This is a genomic window from Halobacillus sp. A5, from assembly GCF_024189315.1.
GTDB lineage: Bacteria > Bacillota > Bacilli > Bacillales > Halobacillaceae > Halobacillus_A.
Window position 1 is genome coordinate 395,722 of record NZ_JAIZEO010000003.1, and the last position, 20,045, is coordinate 415,766.

Below are 20,045 nucleotides of genomic sequence, written 5' to 3' on the forward strand. Positions count from 1 at the left end.
ATGTACAATTGTACATTTAACATGCTATACTCGGAAGAGATTTCAGAAAAGAGGCTGTATTATGGGCATTTTACTAGATACCTTTTCCACAAAAATACCAACGCTGACACACTCTGAGAAGCATGTGCTCTATTACATGGAGCATCACTGGGAAGAGTCAAAAGCGATGCCGCTTACTAAAATGGCTGAAGAAAACAATGTGAGTACTACAACAGTGGTGCGCTTATGTCATAAACTTGGAATGGAAGGTTATTCTGAACTTAAGTATTTCATGAAAAATTATAAGGCAGACCTTATGCCGCGTGATCTTGATCCGATTGAGAGGTATAAGAAAGATGTACAGGATAGTTTGTCACAACTTCACCCGAATGATTTAAAAAATATTGCACGGTTGATTGACAAGTCAAATCGTATTGTCATTTTATCTGTAGGTCTTACTAAAATGATCGGGGAGTATTTGAGTAAACGATTAATGCAGATGAACCTTTCTACCACTTACATTTATGAATCACATATGATCGATCTGATCAGTAACTGGATTGGTAAAGATGACCTCGTTATTTTTATTTCCTCAAGCGGGGAAACGGAGACACTGCTTAAAGCAGCTGATAAGCTTGATCATTTAAATATCGAAACCGTAGCGATGACGAACGATCCTGACAGCAGCTTATTTACCACATGCCGGCAGTCTGTAAGTGCTCCAGTAGAAAAAGTCTCCTACGAAGGCTATGACGTATCGAATCGATCGTCGCTCGTCATGCTGGCCGACTTAACTTTCGAGTATTACTTGAAATATGTAAGCGAGAAAGATTAAACATACCCATAAATAAGTTGTTTTCGCCCGTAAACCCAGTTAATTACCCATAAAAATGATTTTTAACCCATAACTCCCTGTAATCGCCCATATATCTACGAAACCGCCCATAAACAATGCGAAAGCCCCCGCCAACAACTGGCGGGGGCTAAGCTTTTATTTTATATGCTTTCGTTGAAATTCTGCGATCGATCCATACTCTTCCTCTAATAAACGAGACAATCTAATATAGATTGGTAGAAGCTCACGGTAAACACCGGCAGTTTCAGGAACAGGTTCATGCGTGTGCGTGTGTCCAATCATTTCAGAGACAATGCTGAAATCTTCAATCTCGCCGGTTGCATACATTCCGAGTACGATGGCTCCCAGGCAGGAACTTTCATAGCTTTCAGGAACCACCACAGGCTTATCGAAAATATCAGTCATCATCTGCCGCCATACTTCAGAGCGCGCAAATCCACCGGTTGCCTGAATACGCTGCGGTTCTCCAGTTAATTCTTCGAGCGCCAGCAGAACTGTGTACAAGTTATAAATAATTCCTTCCAGTACCGCCCGTACCATGTGCTGCTTTTCGTGGTGAATACTTAGACCAAAAAACGAACCGCGGGCACTCGAATTCCACAATGGAGCCCTTTCACCTGTAAGGAACGGGTGGAAGACCAAACCATCAGAGCCAGCAGGTACATTGGTCGCTATTTTTGTTAAAACGTCATAGGGATCGATACCAAGCCGTTTGGCGGTTTCCACTTCTGCAGCAGCAAATTCGTCTCTCAGCCAGCGCAGTACCATACCGCCATTGTTAACAGGTCCGCCGATCACCCAGTGGTCCTCAGTTAATGCGTAACAGAAAATGCGGCCTTTAGGATCGGTTTTTGGTTCATTGGTTACGCTCCGTATCGCCCCGCTTGTCCCAATTGTTACAGCAATGACACCCGGCTCAATAGCGTTTACTCCAAGATTTGACAGGACACCGTCACTTGCACCTACGATAAATGGAGTTTGTTCTGTAACACCTAAATAAGCCTGGTATTCTTCTTTAATACCTTTAACGATGTGAGTAGTAGGAACAATGTTCGAGAGTTGGTCGGAAGAAATACCTGCTATTTGAAGAGCCTCCTCGTCCCAGTTCAAATCCTTTAAATTAAAGAGTCCTGTTGCAGATGCAATCGAGTGATCAACAACGTATTCACCAAATAGCTTATGAAAAACATACTCTTTGATGGAGATGAATTTTTTAGCCTTTACAAAAATTTCAGGCTTCTCCTCTTTCAGCCACACTAGCTTAGCTAGTGGAGACATGGCATGAATAGGCGTACCAGTACGTAGATAAATTTCATGCCCATTTAGTTCTTCCTTAATTTTCCTGGCGTATTCAGCGCTCCGGGTATCCGCCCATGTAATACTGTTTGTCAGCAGTTCATCATTTTCATCTACTGCAATCAAGCTGTGCATTGCAGAGCTGAAGGAAACAAAAGAGAGTTCATCGGTCTGCAGGTTTGCTTTCCGGACGGTTTCCCGGATCGTACCGAGAACAGCCTCTAAAATTTCAGATGGGCTTTGTTCGGCCACTAGCTGGTTAGGGGTATGTAAAGGATAGTTAATGGTATGCTGATTAATTACTTCCCCCTGTTTATTAAAAAGTACCGACTTCGTACTGGTCGTCCCGATGTCTACACCTAGATAGTAAGATTGTGAAGTCATTCCTCTTCCTCCTGTCCAAATACGATTTGTACATGAAAAAGGGACAGACACAAGGCTATCCCTTTTTTCATGGTTAACTATTAGTTTACGATATAAACAAGCTTATGACGAATACGACGAGAAATCCTACGAAACCAATTATTGTTTCCATTACTGTCCATGATTTTAACGTGTCTTTTACATCCAGCCCGAAGTAACGGTTTACAAGCCAGAACCCAGAGTCGTTAACATGAGAGAATACTGTGGCACCTGCAGCGATTGAGATAACGACGAGCCCAAGAACCGGACCTTCTAACCCAAGCGTCTCAATCAGCGGTGAAACAAGTCCTGCTGCTGTAACCATAGCAACCGTAGCTGAACCTTGAGCTAACCGGACAGCTGTTGAAATGACAAAAGCTAAAAGTACAGGAGGAAGGGCGGATTGAAGCATCATTTCTCCAAGTACATCACCGACTCCTGAATCTACTAATACCTGTTTGAACACACCGCCGGCTCCTGTTACCAGTATGATGATACCTGCAGGTTCCAGCGCTTTAGTGGCAATCTCCTGAACTTCATCTCTCGTATAACCGCGTTTTGTACCTAATAATGTAAAAGTTAAAAGTGTTGCGATTGTTAATGCTACAAACGGGTGACCAAGGAACGTGGCAATACTGCGGAATAAGTTCCCATCATCCAGCAATAATTCAGAAACTGTATTAACGAGAATAAGTACAAGTGGAATCACGATTAATGTTGCAATCAACCCGAAACCAGGGAGATCTTTTTCATATTCCTTCTGTTTTTCATCTTCACTGATTTCCATGTATTCGGGTACATTGACATGAATCTTAGAGGCAATATATCTTCCGAAAACGGGTCCTGCCAAAATCATAGAAGGGATACCGGCAAGTACACCGAACAGAATAACCCATCCCAGGTCTGCTCCTACTAAATCAGCAACGGCTATAGGGCCGGGGGTAGGAGGGATGAAGCTATGAGTAACCGCAAGACCCGCTAGAAGCGGGATACCATAGTACAATACGGATTTACCGGCTTTTTTAGCTAGTCCATACACAATCGGCACTAAAATAATAAAACCAACGTCGAAGAATACAGGGATGGCAACGAGGAAACCAGTGATACCAAGTGCCCACTGTGCTTTGTCCTCACCAAATTTAGCGATCAGCGTCTGAGCCAGTCGTTCAGCTCCGCCTGAAACCTCAAGCAGCTTACCAAACATAGCTCCTAACCCGACTACAACAGCGACGAAGCCGAGCGTGCTTCCCATTCCTTCTTCCATTGATTCAATTACATTTCCGAGAGGCATACCAGCCACAATCCCGACGATCAAACTAACGAGTAGCAGCGCGACAAACGCGTGAAGCTTTGTTCGAATGACTAAAAATAATAATAGAAAAATGCCAGCCATAGCTATAAATATTAATGATATATCAGACATATAAATTCCTCCTTCTAATCTAGTTAAACGCTTTCAGAAGCGTTATTAAAAAAAGCTAGAATCCTCCAGCTTAATTTATTGTTTTACAACGGCATGTCCGCCAAATTCATTCCTTAATGCTGCAACAACTTTGCCTGAGAATGTATCATCTTCCTGCGAACGATAGCGCATCATTAAGGACAAAGCGATAATAGGTGCTGATGATTGTAGGTCGAGTGCTGTCTCCACCGTCCATTTACCTTCACCAGATGAGTTCATGACGCCCTTAAGTTCATCAAGATTCCCATCCTTTGAAAAAGCTTGTTCCATCAATTCCATCAGCCATGACCTGACCACGGAGCCGTGGTTCCACACTTTGGCAACCTTTTCATAATCATAATCAAAGTCACTCTTATGAAGGATGTCAAACCCTTCTCCAATCGCCTGCATCATTCCATATTCAATCCCGTTGTGCACCATTTTCAAAAAGTGACCACTGCCGGGTTTTCCTGTGTAAAGATAACCATTTTCTATGCAAACGTCTTCAAAAACAGGTTCGATATGTTTAAATTTGTCAGGGTGCCCGCCAATCATAGTACATGCACCACTTCGAGCTCCATCAGTACCGCCGCTTGTTCCGCAGTCAAATAAGTAAATTCCCTGCTCACCCAATTTCTCAGCACGGATCAGTGTTTCTTTGTAATTGGAGTTTCCTCCATCGATTATCATGTCGCCCGGATCTAATAATTCAGAAAGGGTATTCAAAACTTTTTCTGTAATTTCACCAGCAGGGACCATAACCCATACCACTTTTGGAGAAGGAAGCTCAGTCACCAGCTGTTCTAAAGAACTACGGTAAAAAAATTTTTCATGATTTACTTCATTTTGAATCGTTAAATCCGTATCATACCCAACCACTTCATGATCATGGTCAAGCAGGTTTAACGTTAAGTTAAGGCCCATTTTCCCTAGCCCCACCATACCAATCTTCATATGTATAACCTCCTTTAATAAAAAGAATATTTTTTCATCTAAATGCGATTATATCAAAAATTTTTTCATAAGCAAGACATTTAAAAAATATTTTTTTCTTATATAATGGAATCATGAAACATAAGTAGGGGGTCGCATGATGGAGAGAGAGACACAGCACGGGCTGGCAAGAATTAGAAGCAGTTATTCAAAGTTTAGTGATAAAGAGAAGAAAATTGCAGACTATATCCTTGAGAATCCTGAAACGATCATACACCATACGATTAATCAGGTGGCGGATGAGCTGGATGTAGCTGAATCTACTGTTTTTCGTCTTTGTAAACGGGTAGGTTTTAAGGGATATCAAGCACTTAAGATCGCATTGGCAGCCGAAATCGTTACACCTATCAAAGATATTCATGAGGAAATTAATGATGGTGATAGTGTTACTACGGTTTCGGAGAAAGTATTTCATTCAAATAGTAAAACGCTTGAAAGTACGCTGCAGATTCTTGATGGACAAGCTATAGAGCAGGCTGTACAAACTTTGCTTGAAGCAAGAAATATTGAGTTTTATGGGTGCGGGGGCTCAGCTGTAGTAGCGCTGGACGGGTATCACAAATTTATTCGAACAGGGCTGTCGGTCAGTACGCAGCTCGATTCTCATATGCAGCTGATGTCAGCCTCACAGTCACTAAAAGAAGATGTGGCTGTGATTATTTCACACTCGGGCACCACCAAGGATTCGCTTGATGTTCTTCGGGTTCTTCAAGACAAAGGAGTAAAAACAATAGCTATTACAAATTTCGCCAAATCACCATTGACGAAAGAAGCGGACATATCTCTATATACGGTGTCGGAAGAAACGGACTTCCGTTCAGAAGCTTTTTCTTCCCGGATTGCTCAATTGAGTATTATTGATGCTTTATATACGAATGTTATGATGGCGAAGCAGGAGCAAGGAAAACGATCATTAGAGGATATGAGAGAAGCTATGTCTCTAAAAAGATTATAAAAAAGCGGGGATTATAACCCCGCTTTACATATGATGCAGAATTTCTTGATTAATTGCATCACTTATTTTGCTGTCGTCTGAAGCCTTCAGAAGATCACAGCCTTCGTTGTTGAGATATTTTGCCTGCTTCAGATAAGTAATGCCTTTTTTCATAAATGATTTATATCCGGTCGTCAATTCGGCAATCTCTTCTGCGAATTTTTCATCTGTCCCTGCCGTAACTGTCTCCGCATACAGGTCGATAATAAAATCTCCTTCTCGTTCAGGAAAATATTCGTGTGGATCTGTACTATCGAAGACACATATGCCAAGTTCCCGGATAACCACCATATCTATGCTTTCAGGATCAAACCCACAATGGTAAATTTCAACGTTGTGTCCTTTACTCTCTGCTTCACTGGCTATTTTTTTTAGAAATGTTGATTTTCCCGTACCTGCTCTACCTTTTATAAAAAAACGGCGCTCGAGCTTTTCTGTTAAATTAGGAATATAATCAATTACTCCTTCAGGGGTGGAAGCACCAAAGAAACGGTGTTTAGCAGCTCCCGGAGAAGCAGACGGCGAGACCGTAAGCCCGAGATGGTTAATAAAGTCTTCCGACACTTGATCGGCTCTGTTAAAGTCCATATTGGTAATATAAATCATCTCGAGATCGTCATGAATATCTAAACCGATTTTGAAAGCTTCATGAGCCTGATGCCAGGATTCTTTTATTTTATTTTTATAAGTATTTATTTTTTGGTCAAATTCAGAATAAAGAGAACTAGTAATGAAACTTTCGGTTGCTTTGCCGAATCCTCTTATATGGTGATGGCCTGCGTAAACACCAATCTTTAATTCCGGCAGGATTAAACCATCCAGTGCATTGACATTTGTTGAACAATGGATCATTTCTGTTTCAAATCCTTTGTTCCTCCAATCCTCAGCCACCTTCATAAGTGGGTCGTTATCATTTATAAGTGCACCTCTTTTCCATCTCACCACGTGGTTAAGTCCTTGGAAATTTGATAAATAAAAAGGATAGAATCCTTTAGCGGTATGGTCCCCTGCAAAATAATGGATTTGTTCACCTTTCATACCTTTCACGCCCCTTTATTCACAGGGTATGTGAAGAAGAGTGGGTGGGTGAAAGCCTGCTTTTAAACAATTAACTTCAAAATCCTACATAAGGACTAGTTTATTACATTTTTTTCTGGGAATTGTGAAGGTGGTGTCCACATAAAAATTTGTCGAACCACGAATATACTAGTAATCATTCTACAAAATAATATAAACCAGTCGGAGCAGGTGAGAGAATGGAAAAACATCAGCCTATATTTTTCTTAATGAACTCAATAGATTTAGTAAGAGGAGGTTTAACAAAGGCCTCATTAAAACAAGCTTCAACCTTTGCGGAAATGGGTTTTGAAGTGTATATGGTTACTTTTAACTTCAACCTTAACTACCCTAATATTAGAAAATCATTAATTGAAATGGGTAAAATCCATCCTAACGTAACCATTATTAATCAGTATGAAGAGCTTGATGGCAATATGGAAGCAAATCCAAGCCGGAAGAGTCTTAAGAAAAAAACGCTTAAAGAATTAGCCGGCGGCGGTACAATTAATAAGCGTAAAGGAAAAAATGCTTACCGTATTTATGATAATGGTATATATAAGAAATACATTGACTATGACGAAGAGGACCATCTTAATTTTATAGATTATTTCAATGAGAACAGATATCGCACAAAACGGGAAGATTACGATCCTAAGGGTAATTTAAAAAGAGTGGTTTTTATGGATTATAATAAAAATAAGCCTAGACAAAAAGTGTATTATAATCAAAGAGGCGAAGCTTATTTGTCAGAATGGATAGATCCAAAAAATGATGCTGTGCTGAGAGTAAACAAGTTTAATCCAAAGAAGAATGAAGTAACGAAGATTTATAGGGAAGATTCCACAAGGTTTAAAGTCGACTGGATTACCGGCATTCTTTCAAAGTATAAAGACCCCGTAGTTATATCAGATACGCGCAGTACAGATGAAGTGCTGGCTGGAATCCCAGGAGAGTATGCAATAAAAATTTGGCGTCTTCACAGCAGTCATGTGAAGTACCCTTTTGATGAGAATGGTGAGATTACATCAAAAGTTGAAGCAGGAATTAAAAATCTCGACAATTACGATGGGGCTTTTGTGTTAACAGAACAGCAAAGACAGGACCTAATTCGACGTTTTGGGAGAGAAGAGTTTTTTCATACAATTCCTCACTATCATGAGTGTAAGGAAGAAGGTAGTTTGAAGAAGAAATTTCTGCCTAAAACAGAACGCGATCCTAAGTTAGCAGTAGTGGTCAGCCGCTTATCTACCTTAAAGCGTATTGATCATGTCATTAAAGCGTTTAAAAAAGTAATAAACTCTATTCCAGACGCCCGGCTAGAAATATGGGGGACCGGCACAGAAGAAGAGAAGCTGAAGAATTTAGTAGAAGATCAAGGTCTTTTAGAAAATGCAGCTGTGAAAGGGTATACGCATAAACCTGATGAGGTGTACCAGCGTGGACTGTTTTCTGTACTGACTTCAAAAAGTGAAGGATTTGCTTTGTCAGTTCTTGAAAGCACAGCCAACCAAACTCCTGTTATCAGCTATGATGTACGTTATGGACCAAGTGATTTAATTCAGCATGATGTAACTGGTAAATTAGTAGAAGACCGGAATATTGATGAATTGGCTGAGGGTATGATTGAATTATTTAATAACCCGGAGAGAACGAAAGAAATGGGTAGAAAAGGTGCTGAATTCATAAGTGACCAGTTCAGCAAAGAAAGGTATAAAGATAAGTTTTTAACTTCCATTGCGAGCGTAGAAGAATATAAAAAACGCAGCCGTAAATAAACCGAAAGAGGCTGGAACAATATTGAATTAAGCATCAAATAATCCGAACGATTCTATTGAATTCAGTTCGGATTATTTATATGCTGAGAAATGATTTTAACTATCGCTCCGTCAAATACTTCACTTTCCGAGGGTGCCGCCTAGAGCTTCCTCGGAAAGCTGACGGGTTTTCCCTGCCCTTACCCATTAATCGTCTATCAGGAGCATTTTTCAACTTCATGTTTCTAACTCAATTTAGAATTCAAATAATTCATACTGATTTCTAAGCTTTCTAAAGGTGTTTTACGGCTTTCGTCCTGTTCGACAACCCACCATTGGACATTTGCTTCGTCTCCAAGCGCTAAGACAGCTTCAATATCGACTCCGCCTGTTCCTAACTCTGCAAAGAAACGCTCCTCATCCTTAGTCATGTCTTTAAGGTGGAGGAGAGGAGTTCTATCCTTGAAACGTTTAATCCACTCAGCCGGCTCTTCTCCTGCTTTTTTAAGCCAATAAACATCAAATTCAGCTTTAACGTCTAATGGATCTGTGTTTTCTAAGATATTCTCTAAAGCAGTAAGATTGTTTGAGAGTGTTTCAAGTTCAAAATCATGGTTGTGATAACAAAGCTTAATTCCTTCTAAACGACACATCTCCCCAGCTTTCTTTAAAACTTCGATTAACTCGTAATAGTCGTTTTCCTTTTCAGGTTCAAAATAAGGGCAGACGATGTATTTGCTTCCGAGCGTTTTCTGTACTTCAATAACTTGAGTTAAATTGTTTTTAATTTGTTCAAGCGGAACATGACTGGAGGCTGCCTTTAATCCTATCTCATCAAGTAACTTTTTCATTTCACTGGCTGTATATTCACCAAGACCGGCAAACTCTACACCATCAAACCCAAATTCAGCTACTTTTCTCAATGTACCTTCAAAATCTTTTTCAGTTTCCTCTCGAAGTGTATACAATTGTACAGCCACAGGTATGGATCTCAAATGATCTCCCTCATTTCTATAAATTTAGGATTTAGCAGATACTTAAATTTTACAAAAACGCTTCCAAAAAACCAAACTTTCCGCATAGTAAAAATAAATTTTTTTGAGAATAATAGAGTTTTAACTCCGTAACTTGTGAAAACGTTTGCCATAGAAGTATTGTCAGCATGGGGTTTCAAGTTCTTATGGTTAAAAATGGATGATCGTATCTATGTTTCTTAGAAAAATTTATCTGAAAATTCATGTTGTTTTTTTAAAATCACCATGGTATAGTTTAGATAATGAATTTGTGCAAACGTATTCACGGAACCGCAATCATTCTTTTAAACAATAGCTGTTAAGCGTATTCATAGTCTTGCGCAGCATTTGCTACATAACTGATGCAAACGAGTGCGCATAAATCAGCATACGTTTCCGGCTATCGTTCTATCAACCAACGGCAGGAACCTTTTTTTACGTGAATAGTGGAAGCGCATTCATTTGTTAGATAATTTATTAGGGGAGTGTGTTACATGCAGAAGAAAAAATTTTATACAGGAATGGCTTCAGCTCTGCTTGCTTCAACAGTACTAGCGGGATGTTCCTTTTCTTCAGGTGATTCTGATTCCAGTGGTGACGGAGGTTCTGAAGACCAGGTTACAGTTGATGTTTTTCAGTTTAAAGTAGAATTTAAGGATCAGTTTGAAGAATTGGTAGAGATGTATGAAGAAGAAAATCCAGATGTGAATATTAACGTTAAAACAGTCGGTGGCGGTAATGATTATGGACAAGCTCTGAAAACAGCTTTCTCCTCAGGCGAGGATCCTGACGTATTTAACGTAGGCGGACCGGCTGATGTGGATGAATATGAAGATTATTTAACAGACTTGTCTGATACAGAAGCAGCAGATGCTGCTCTTGAAGGTACTTTATCCGCAGTAGATCGTGATGGAGAAATTCTCGGACTTCCATTCAATCAGGAAGGATACGGTCTTCTTTATAACAAACAAGTGTTTGAAGATGCGGGAGTTGACGCAGAGTCTATTGAATCGATGGATGACTTAGAAGAAGCGGCACAGACGATAGATGAGCAGAAGGATGACCTTGGTATTGAAGCACCATTTGCCCTGCCTGCAAAAGAGCAGTGGGTGCTTGGTAATCACTTAGCCAACACGTTCCTGGCTACTGAATTTGATAATAGTCTTTCAGAAGCTTATGAAGCAGATACAGTAGAATTCGAGCAGGGAGATCAAATGCAGCGTTTCTTAGACCTGCAGGCCGACTATTCTGTAGGACCTGTACTGAGCCTCGATTACTCTCAGCAGGTTGAAGAGCACTTCTCACTAGGTAATGTAGCTATGATTCAGCAGGGGAACTGGGTTTATAATACGATTGAATCTATGGATCCAGAATTTGCAGAAGAAAATGTCGGACTTCTACCGATTCCAGTAGAAGGACAGGAAGGTAAGCTTCCTGTAGGCGTATCAAATAACTGGGCTGTCAATAATGAATCTGACGAAGAAGTAATTGAAGCCAGTAAAGATTTCTTAGACTGGATGTACATGTCAGATGAAGGTAAGAAGTTTGTAACAGAAGAATTTAAGTTTATTCCAGCTTATGAAGGATATGAAGATCAGGACATTGCTGACCCGATTTCTGAAGAAGTATACGAATATGCATCTGCTGAAGAAACACTTGGATGGGTATTCATGGGGGCGCCGACTTCATGGACTGAAGACCATTTAGGATCTGCTATGCAGGAATACCTTGGCGGAGACATTGAGTGGGAGCAGGTAGAAGAACAAGCACGTGAAGGCTGGGAAGACGCTAGACAATAAGTTGTTTAGAATGATGATCACCGGGGGCAGTCTTCTGCTCCCGGAGGGTCAATAATTGAATATCTTTTCTATTAGGGTGTTTAAGAGATTAGACAGCCTAATAGAATAGATTTTCACCTTTCATTCTTTTTCTGAAATCGATTTCATAACAATTCACCTTAACTTTTTACATAAGGAAGTTAACGGAATCAGCATTGGAGGACAGTCGTAATGAGTAATAAAAGTCTTGCCTTTTGGTTATTTCTGACGCCGGTTATTTTAGGATTAGGTGTTGTAGTGGTCATCCCATTTATTTACGGGTTCATATACTCGTTTACTGATTGGAATGGAATTACGGCAACTGAATTTTTAGGTTTTGAGAATTACATCAATCTGTTTCAAGAAAAAGAATTTATGAATTCTATTTGGTTTACAACCAAGTTTGCTTTCGTGGCCGTCGTTCTATTGAATGTATTTGGACTTGGTCTGGCATTAATCGTAACAAGAAACTTAAAATCCAGTAACTTGTTAAGAACGGTCTTCTTTATGCCGAACTTAATCGGTGGTTTGATCTTAGGATTCATCTGGCAGTTTATTTTTATTAGTGTATTTGGTGACATCGGCGACTTAACAGGCATTGAAGGATTTAATGGATGGCTCTCTACAGCAGATACAGGATTCTGGGGTATAGTTATTCTTACATGCTGGCAGATGGCAGGATATATTATGATCATTTATATTGCTTACTTGGAGAATATTCCTAAAGACTTGATAGAAGCAGCTAAAATTGATGGCGCGAATGGGTTCCAACGATTTAAAAACATTACGTTCCCACTTGTGGCTCCGGCATTTACAATCAGTATGTTTCTTACATTGTCCATGTCCTTTAAGATTTATGATCAGAACCTTTCACTCACCAATGGCGGTCCAGCTAATCAGACGCAGATGGTCGCTATGGAAATCGTAAACACGGCATTTTCTGATAATGACATGGCATACGCTCAGGCAAAGGCTGTTATTTTCTTCTTAATTGTATCTGTTGTTGCATTAACTCAAGTGTATTACAACAAGAAGCGGGAGGTTGAGATGTAATGAAAAAGAACAATGAAAAAAGAAATTTAATCTCAATCGAAGTGTTAGGACTTGTTTTAGGTTTACTATGGATTGCTCCATTCTATTTAATGATTGTGAACGCATTTAAAACGAAGCGGGATATATTTACAGGGGTACTTGGTCTGCCGGAAGAATGGATTACTGAGAACTTTATTGAAGCATTTATTGACCTGGAGTTTCTTAAATCATTGTTTAATTCTACCCTGATCACCACTTTAAGTGTTGCCATTATTATTATCTTTTCTTCAATGGCAGGCTACGCACTGGCACGTAACAAAAGTAAGCTCAGCGGCACGATGTTTTTCATTTTCGTTGCGGCCATGCTTATTCCATTCCAGTCGGTTATGATTCCTCTAGTTGCATTATTCGGGCAGGCAGATATGCTGAACGCAGGCGGGTTGATCTTTATGTACTTAGGGTTTGGCTGCAGCTTGTCGATCTTCTTATACCACGGGGCGATGACAGGGGTATCTAAATCTATGGATGAGGCAGCCATTATTGATGGCGCAAGTCGATTCCAATTGTTCTGGTTTATTGTATTCCCGTTGTTAAAGCCGATCTCAGTTACAGTTGGTATTTTAAATGTTATTTGGATTTGGAATGATTACTTACTGCCTTCACTGGTATTAAGTGAGTCGAATGCTACCATACCATTGAAAATGTTCTTTTTCTTTGGACAGTATACGAAGCAGTGGCACCTTGCTCTTGCTGGTTTGACAATTGCAATCATACCGGTAATCATCGGCTATTTCTTCGCACAAAAGCAAATTATTGCAGGTGTCTCTGAAGGCGCTGTAAAATAATTAAACTAAGGAGTGGATGTTTATGTCTGTCACAATTAAAGATGTTGCTAAACGAGCGAATGTGGCACCATCCACTGTATCCCGAGTAATATCTGACAGCCCTAGAATTAGCGAAGATACGAAAAAAAGAGTTCGGAAAATCATGGATGAGATGGGGTATCATTTAAATATAAATGGCCGAGTGCTTGTGAGACAGTCTACACAAACTATAGGCATCGTTATGAAGGACTCGGCTACTCATTCATTTGAAAATCCTTTCTTTTCAGAGATACTAAAAGGGATAAGTGAATCTTGTCACGCCAATGAATACAGTTTGAACTTAACCACCGGTGAATCTGAGGAATCCATATTTCAAGATGTGATTAAAATGGTGCAGGGTAAGCGCGTTGATGGAATTATTGTCCTTTATTCTAAAGAAGATGACAAAGTAGTTCCATATCTGATGGAACACAATTTTCCTTTTGTCGTAGTTGGTAAGCCCTTATATGGGGCCAATAAGTTTATGTATGTGGATAATGATAATATCGAAGCAAGCCGTGACGCTACAAATTATTTAATTGACCGGGGACACAGAGAACTTGGGTTTATCGGTGGAGATTTAAAGTTTGAAGTAACAAGGGATCGATTAAAAGGCTTTAAACTGGCTGCAGAGCAGCATGGAATTGAAGTAAAAGATCATTCAATTAAGAGCATTGATTTAAACGATACAGTAGAAAATGGAAAGAAGCTGGTAAAAGCATTACTTAGTTTAAGCAAGCCTCCTACTGGATTAGTAATAACGGATGATTATAATGGATTGACTGTTATGTCTGCACTTCAAGAAGAAAATATAAGAATTCCCCAAGACGTGAGTATTATCGGGTTTAATAATACAATGATTGCTAAACTGGCCAACCCGCCTTTAACGACAGTAGATACAAACCCATACCAGCTTGGTTTTGAAGCATCATCGGGTTTAATTGATATACTCCACGATCCTTCTAAGGTTAAAAGGGGAGTAATTATTCCAACAACTATTATTGAAAGAGATTCTTGCATTTCTATCCAACCAATGATAGAACCTCAGTTAGATGTAAATTAAAGATGTGAAGGGGCGTTTATAATGAATATTACAGTTTGGAATGAATTTAGACATGAAAAAGAGAACCAAGTAGTAGCTGATATCTATCCTGAAGGAATTCACGGAGCAATTGCAGAATTTCTTGAAGGGAAAGAGCATGTTGTCCGCACAGCTACTCTGGATGAAGAGGAACATGGACTTACCGATGAAGTACTTTACGATACAGATGTTTTAGTCTGGTGGGGACATAAAGCCCATGAAGAAGTATCAGAAGAAGTTGCAGAGAAAGTGAAACAGCGTGTTCTTGATGGCATGGGATTAGTAGTCTTACATTCAGCACATTTTTCAAAAGTATTTAAGAAGCTGATGGGTACAACCTGTGATCTTAAGTGGCGTGAAGCCGATGATAAAGAACGAATCTGGGTAGTTGACCCAACTCACCCAATTACAGAAGGTCTGGGAGAATATATTGATATAGAAAAAGAAGAAATGTACGGGGAACACTTTGATATCCCGGCGCCGGATGAACTTGTTTTCGTCAGCTGGTTCGAAGGAGGAGAGGTTTTCAGAAGTGGGGCCACGTTTAAGCGCGGCCGCGGGAAAATTTTCTACTTCCGCCCGGGACACGAAACGTACCCTACGTATTACCACGAGGACGTACAAAAAGTAATCCAGAACGGTGTAAAATGGGTTAATAATGAAGGTACCCCAAAGAACGTCTACGGAAATGCCCAGCCATTAGAGAAAATCTCAGAGAAGTAATCAATAGGAGGGGGAATTGAACATGTCAAAACTTAAAATTGCAGTGATCGGCTGTGGAAGTATCGCTCAAAATCGTCATTTACTAGAATATGAAGCTAATGAGGACGTAGATATTACCGCAGTTTGCGATATTTTAGAGGAAAGAGCGATGGTAACAGCTGAAGCCTTCGGAGCGAAGTCCTATACAGATTATGAAGATCTTCTGAATAAGGAGGAAATTGATGCAGTAAGCGTATGTCTGCCAAACTATTTACATGCACCAGTTTCAATTGCTGCCTTAAATGCTGGAGCAAATGTACTGTGCGAAAAGCCTATGGCAACCTCACGTGAAGAAGCTGAGCAAATGATTGAAGCCGCCGAACAAAATGGCAGAAAATTAATGATCGCGCACAACCAGCGCTTTGTTTCCTCCCACGAGAGGGCACGCAGGCTGATTGCTGATGGAGAAATTGGCAAGGTCTACAGCTTCCGTACTACATTTGGACATGGTGGTCCTGAGGGTTGGAGTGCTGATGGGAAAGACAGCTGGTTTTTTAAGAAAGAAGAAGCCTTTATCGGAGCAATGGGAGATCTTGGAGTACATAAGGCTGACCTTCTTCGCCACATTCTGGGAGAAGAGTTTGTCGATGTTGCCGGCTTTGTTGAAAACAATGCGAAAGCAGGAATTTCTGTTGATGATAATGCTGTTTGTATTCTTCGTTCAGAAAGTGGTGTAGTCGGTACATTGACTGCCAGCTGGGCCTACAATTCTGCTGAAGATAACTCCACGGTTATATACGGGGAAAAAGGAACTCTCCGCTTAGAGGAAGATCCTGATTATTCCTTAATTGCACAATACACCAATGGTGAAGTTGTGAGATACGAGCTTGGTCAAATCCAGTCTAATGATGAAGGCGGCCAAACCAACACAGGAGTGATTGACCATTTCGTTGAATGCATTGTTAACGATCAGAAGCCGTTAATTGATGGAGAAGAAGGAAAGCGCTCCTTAGAAGTGATCCTGGCTGCTCTGGAATCAGGAGAAACACGTAAAATTACAAAGTTAGTGAAGTGATTTATTTATGGATAAGTTAAGGATGGGAATTATTGGGGCTGGGGGTATCGCTCAGGAACGCCATATACCAGCTTATGTTGGAATGGACGAAGCTGTGGAAGTAACAGCCATTCAGGACGTTAATCTGGAAAGAGCCCAACTGGCTGCTGAGTCATTTGACATCCCGCATGTTTTTGAAGAATATGAACCACTATTTAAAGAAGTTGATGCAGTTACAATTTGCACGCCCAATAAATTTCATTCTGAAATTGCTATTGCTGCACTCGAAGCCGGGGTACACGTTTTGTGTGAAAAGCCAATGGCAATAACAACAAAAGAGTGCGAAGACATGATTACTGCAGCTAAAAAGAATAACAGACGGTTATCGATTGCTTATCACTTTCGTCATATGCCTGAATCCCGGCTGGCAAAAGAAGCGATTTTGCAGGGAGAGATTGGAGACCCACTAGTTGTAAGAGTACAAGCAATGAGACGCCGGAAGGTTCCTGGGTGGGGAGTCTTTACGAATAAAGATCTTCAAGGCGGAGGAAGTTTAATCGATTTCGGCTGTCATTTGCTTGACCTTGCTCTCTGGCTGCTGGAGGATCCAGAGCCTTTAGAAGTAATGGGGAAAACGTATGACCGACTGAGTAAAACTCCAGGTCAAGTCAATGACTGGGGAGCCTTTGACCACGAAACATTCAACGTAGATGACCATGTTACGAGCTATATTACATTTAAAAATGGACTATCTATGCAATTCGAATGTTCATGGGCAGCGAATATTAAAGAGGATTATACGTCCTTAAGTATTTCAGGGGTGAACGGAGGAATGGACCTTTATCCATTCCAACTTTACCAAACCAAGCACGGAGCCGTTTGGAATAGTCAGCCGGCCATTCCTAAAGAAAGCCTGAGTGAAGGATTTCTTCAAGCCAAAAACTTTGTAGACAGCTGCCGCGGTGAAGCTGAGCTTGTCGTGAAGCCGGAACAGGCTCTTAAAGTCACGAGATTAATGGAAGCTATTTATAAGAGCAGTGAAATAGGCTCCAGTGTAAGAATATCCAATTGAAAACGGAGGAATAACTTATGAAATTAGGAGTATTTACCGTACTATTTTCCGATTTATCCTTTGAAGATATGCTGGATAAAGCTAAGGAATCTGGATTGAAGGCGGTTGAAATTGGAACAGGGGGCTACCCAGGCAACGCCCATTGTGATGTGGATGAACTGCTTGAAAGTGAAGAAAAGCGTTCCGAATACTTAGAGAAGGTAAAGGCACGCGGCTTAACGATCAGTGCCTTCAGCTGTCATGGAAATCCAATTTCCCCAGATGAAAGTTTCGCAGATGAGTCACATGAAGCTTTTGTAAAAACAGTAAAACTGGCCAACCTTCTTAATGTGCCAGTGGTCAATACTTTCTCTGGCACCCCCGGGGGAGCCGAGGGAGATAAATCGCCTAACTGGCCAGTAACACCTTGGCCCGCTGAGTATTCAAATACACTTGAATGGCAGTGGAACGAAAAGCTTATTCCGTATTGGAAAGAACAAGGTAAATTTGCAGAAGAGCACAATGTAAAAATTGGTCTTGAACTGCATGCTGGTTTTCTTGTTCACACGCCTTACACAATGTTGAAGCTGCGTGAACCCACGTGTGATGCTGTTGGAGCTAACCTTGATCCAAGCCACTTATGGTGGCAGGGAATTGATCCAGTTGCAGCCATTAAAATTCTCGGGAATGCCGATGCCATACATCATTTCCACGCGAAAGATACTTATATTGATCAGGAGAATGTGAACATGTATGGGTTAACAGACATGCAGCCCTATGGAGAAGTGAAAACAAGAGCCTGGAGCTTTCGGTCAGTAGGGTATGGACACGGAATCCAGGAATGGTCTAATATTGTAAGTGCCCTTCGTACGTATGGTTATGATCATGTGATCAGTATAGAACACGAGGATCCGATCATGTCGATCGGTGAAGGCTTTAACCAGGCTGTTAAAAACTTAAAGGCAGTAAACATTGAAGAGCCGCCGGCGGATATGTGGTGGGCTTAGAGTTTAAGAGGTATAAAAAGGCAGCTCATTAACTCTTTGATTTACTAAGAATGTTATGGTTAATAAATTAACCTTATCGTTTAATAGAAAGAAATTGTAAGGAGAAGGAGTGATCAACATGGCAAATCGGACAGGGTTTATGGGCGGCGTCTACGCCGTAAGCGAATGGATCAGCAGGCTGACTTTAGGGAATCTGCTGTGGGCCTTGTTCAATCTGCCAGTCGGCCTCCTTCTTCTTAGTCTATTAAACTTACAAAGCAGCGAACTCGTTTTTTATATCCTGGGCCCCTTAGCTGTTATTACACCTTTTGTCTTTTTCCCTGCAACAACAGCTCTATTTGCTAAGGCGAGAGAGTGGGTAAGAAAAGATGAAAAGGAGCTAGTGGAGAAGTCTTATTTCCGATATTATAAAGAAAACTATGTAAACAGCATGGTTGGCGGAGCTGTATTTGTGGTTTTATGGGGTGTGCTTTCCGCAGATGTGTATTACTTCTCAACTCGTAATACACTGCTTATGAACGCTTTTCTTATTATGGGAATATTACTGTTTGTATGGACGATGAACTTCTTTTCTGTCATGGTTCATTACGAATTGAGCTTGCGAAAAATATTAAAACAGTCATTCTTGATTACTATAGGGAGCCCTCTATTATTTCTAACCATAGTTATCAGCTCTGCGATTATCTTATACATCAGTCTATATATTTTTCCTTTACTCCTGCCGGTGGTGACCGGTTCCTTAATTGCCTTTCTATCGTTCTCAGCCTTTTACAGATTACACTTGCAAATTGTTAATAAATCATAATAAATCATAATAAATTTCCCTATGATTAGTCTATTACAGTCATGGGGGATTTTTTTGGTATATTAAAGAGAAAGGAGGAATTGTACATGAATCCATTGGAACAACGCCGGAAATTCCGTTTCCAAGAAGAGAGCAGCACTACCTCGGGGATGTGTGACAACTACTTACAAGCCAATATGATCATTCTGCCACAAGAGTATGCTTTTGACTTTTTATTGTTCTGCATGCGTAATTCTAAGTCGTGTCCTGTCGTGGATGTTCTCGAACCGGGGGTTACACGGCCTCAAATAGCTGATGCTGACATACGTACGGACCTGCCTAAATATCGGATATTTCGAAACGGAAAGTTTACAGAAGAAGTTAAGGACATACGCAGTGTATGGCAGGAAGACTTTGTTACTTTCCTTATTGGATGCAGCTTTACGTTTGAAAAAGCACTGCTCGAAGATGGAATGAGCCTGCTGCATCAAGAGCAGAAGAAGGTCGTTCCAATGTATAATACAAATATCCCGTGTAAGGAAGCAGGTCAATTTAAAGGCAGCATGGTAGTAAGTATGAGAGCGTTAAAACCGGAAGAAGTAGAGCAGGCTGTGCAAATTACTGAAAAATTTCAAACCTCTCATGGCGGACCTGTGCATATCGGCAATCCTAAAGAAATTGGCATTGAGGATCTCTCCGCTCCCGATTACGGTGAGCCTGTTGAATTTAATGAAGAAAGCCGGATACCTGTATTCTGGGGATGCGGTGTTACCCCGCAGAATGTTTGTCTTCAAGCTAAGCCGGAGATTATGATCGCTCACTCACCAGGTCATATGCTGATTACGGACCAATTAGAAGAAAAATGAA

18 protein-coding genes are annotated in these 20,045 nt (G+C 40.6%); 13 read left to right on the plus strand and 5 right to left on the minus strand.

Annotated elements, in window-relative coordinates; genetic code table 11:
- The first annotated feature begins 61 nt into the window (after positions 1-61).
- Entirely contained in the window at positions 62-814 is a 753-nt protein-coding gene (locus LF822_RS13750; RefSeq protein WP_253924638.1) for a MurR/RpiR family transcriptional regulator, read from the plus strand.
- Between the two features lie 156 nt (positions 815-970).
- On the opposite strand, the gene gntK is transcribed toward LF822_RS13750, so the two are convergent.
- From gntK to gnd, 3 genes are all read right to left on the minus strand, one after another.
- Positions 971-2,515: a gluconokinase gene (gntK, locus tag LF822_RS13755; protein WP_253924639.1), complete on the minus strand. Its 1,545-nt coding sequence runs from the start codon at positions 2,513-2,515 to the stop codon at positions 971-973.
- Positions 2,516-2,600: 85 nt separating this feature from the next.
- A complete protein-coding gene (locus LF822_RS13760; protein ID WP_253924640.1) occupies positions 2,601-3,956 on the minus strand; it encodes a GntP family permease in 1,356 nt (451 codons plus the stop codon).
- Between the two features lie 75 nt (positions 3,957-4,031).
- Entirely contained in the window at positions 4,032-4,928 is an 897-nt protein-coding gene (gene gnd, locus LF822_RS13765; RefSeq protein ID WP_253924641.1) for a phosphogluconate dehydrogenase (NAD(+)-dependent, decarboxylating), read from the minus strand.
- Positions 4,929-5,067: 139 nt separating this feature from the next.
- Between gnd and LF822_RS13770 the strand changes: the two genes are divergently transcribed.
- Entirely contained in the window at positions 5,068-5,922 is an 855-nt protein-coding gene (locus tag LF822_RS13770; protein WP_253924642.1) for a MurR/RpiR family transcriptional regulator, read from the plus strand.
- A 24-nt stretch (positions 5,923-5,946) separates the two neighbouring features.
- Here the strand turns inward: LF822_RS13770 and LF822_RS13775 are convergent, their stop codons facing one another.
- Positions 5,947-6,999: a hypothetical protein gene (locus tag LF822_RS13775; RefSeq protein WP_253924643.1), complete on the minus strand. Its 1,053-nt coding sequence runs from the start codon at positions 6,997-6,999 to the stop codon at positions 5,947-5,949.
- A gap of 218 nt (positions 7,000-7,217) precedes the next feature.
- Here LF822_RS13775 and LF822_RS13780 point away from each other — a divergent pair, with 218 nt between their 5' ends.
- Positions 7,218-8,795, plus strand: a complete 1,578-nt coding sequence (locus LF822_RS13780; protein WP_253924644.1) for a glycosyltransferase — start codon at positions 7,218-7,220, stop codon at positions 8,793-8,795.
- 224 nt (positions 8,796-9,019) lie between these two features.
- Here LF822_RS13780 and LF822_RS13785 read toward each other — a convergent pair whose 3' ends face one another.
- Positions 9,020-9,769 (minus strand): sugar phosphate isomerase/epimerase family protein, encoded by a 750-nt coding sequence (locus LF822_RS13785; protein WP_253924645.1) that lies wholly within the window; start codon positions 9,767-9,769, stop codon positions 9,020-9,022.
- Between the two features lie 512 nt (positions 9,770-10,281).
- Between LF822_RS13785 and LF822_RS13790 the strand changes: the two genes are divergently transcribed.
- The 10 genes from LF822_RS13790 to LF822_RS13835 all read left to right on the plus strand — a co-directional run bounded on the left by LF822_RS13790 (position 10,282) and on the right by LF822_RS13835 (position 20,044).
- Positions 10,282-11,586, plus strand: coding sequence for an ABC transporter substrate-binding protein (locus LF822_RS13790; protein ID WP_253924646.1), 1,305 nt, complete (start codon positions 10,282-10,284; stop codon positions 11,584-11,586).
- A 210-nt stretch (positions 11,587-11,796) separates the two neighbouring features.
- Entirely contained in the window at positions 11,797-12,657 is an 861-nt protein-coding gene (locus LF822_RS13795; RefSeq protein ID WP_253924647.1) for a carbohydrate ABC transporter permease, read from the plus strand.
- Positions 12,657-13,481 (plus strand): carbohydrate ABC transporter permease, encoded by an 825-nt coding sequence (locus LF822_RS13800; RefSeq protein ID WP_253924648.1) that lies wholly within the window; start codon positions 12,657-12,659, stop codon positions 13,479-13,481. Before LF822_RS13795 ends, LF822_RS13800 begins: the two co-directional genes overlap by 1 nt.
- Before the next feature lie 22 nt (positions 13,482-13,503).
- The gene (locus tag LF822_RS13805) at positions 13,504-14,562 is read left to right on the plus strand and encodes a LacI family DNA-binding transcriptional regulator (protein ID WP_253924649.1); all 1,059 of its coding nucleotides are present in this window, start codon (positions 13,504-13,506) and stop codon (positions 14,560-14,562) included.
- A 21-nt stretch (positions 14,563-14,583) separates the two neighbouring features.
- Positions 14,584-15,303, plus strand: a complete 720-nt coding sequence (locus tag LF822_RS13810; protein WP_253924650.1) for a ThuA domain-containing protein — start codon at positions 14,584-14,586, stop codon at positions 15,301-15,303.
- Positions 15,304-15,325: 22 nt separating this feature from the next.
- Positions 15,326-16,357 (plus strand): Gfo/Idh/MocA family protein, encoded by a 1,032-nt coding sequence (locus LF822_RS13815; RefSeq protein WP_253924651.1) that lies wholly within the window; start codon positions 15,326-15,328, stop codon positions 16,355-16,357.
- Positions 16,358-16,364: 7 nt separating this feature from the next.
- Complete coding sequence (locus LF822_RS13820) at positions 16,365-17,408, plus strand: Gfo/Idh/MocA family protein (protein ID WP_253924652.1); 1,044 nt, start codon at positions 16,365-16,367, stop codon at positions 17,406-17,408.
- A gap of 17 nt (positions 17,409-17,425) precedes the next feature.
- Positions 17,426-18,394, plus strand: coding sequence for a sugar phosphate isomerase/epimerase family protein (locus LF822_RS13825; RefSeq protein WP_253924653.1), 969 nt, complete (start codon positions 17,426-17,428; stop codon positions 18,392-18,394).
- A gap of 118 nt (positions 18,395-18,512) precedes the next feature.
- Complete coding sequence (locus LF822_RS13830) at positions 18,513-19,199, plus strand: YesL family protein (protein WP_253924654.1); 687 nt, start codon at positions 18,513-18,515, stop codon at positions 19,197-19,199.
- Between the two features lie 86 nt (positions 19,200-19,285).
- A complete protein-coding gene (locus LF822_RS13835) occupies positions 19,286-20,044 on the plus strand; it encodes a putative hydro-lyase (protein WP_253924655.1) in 759 nt (252 codons plus the stop codon).
- The last annotated feature ends 1 nt before the right edge of the window (position 20,045 follow it).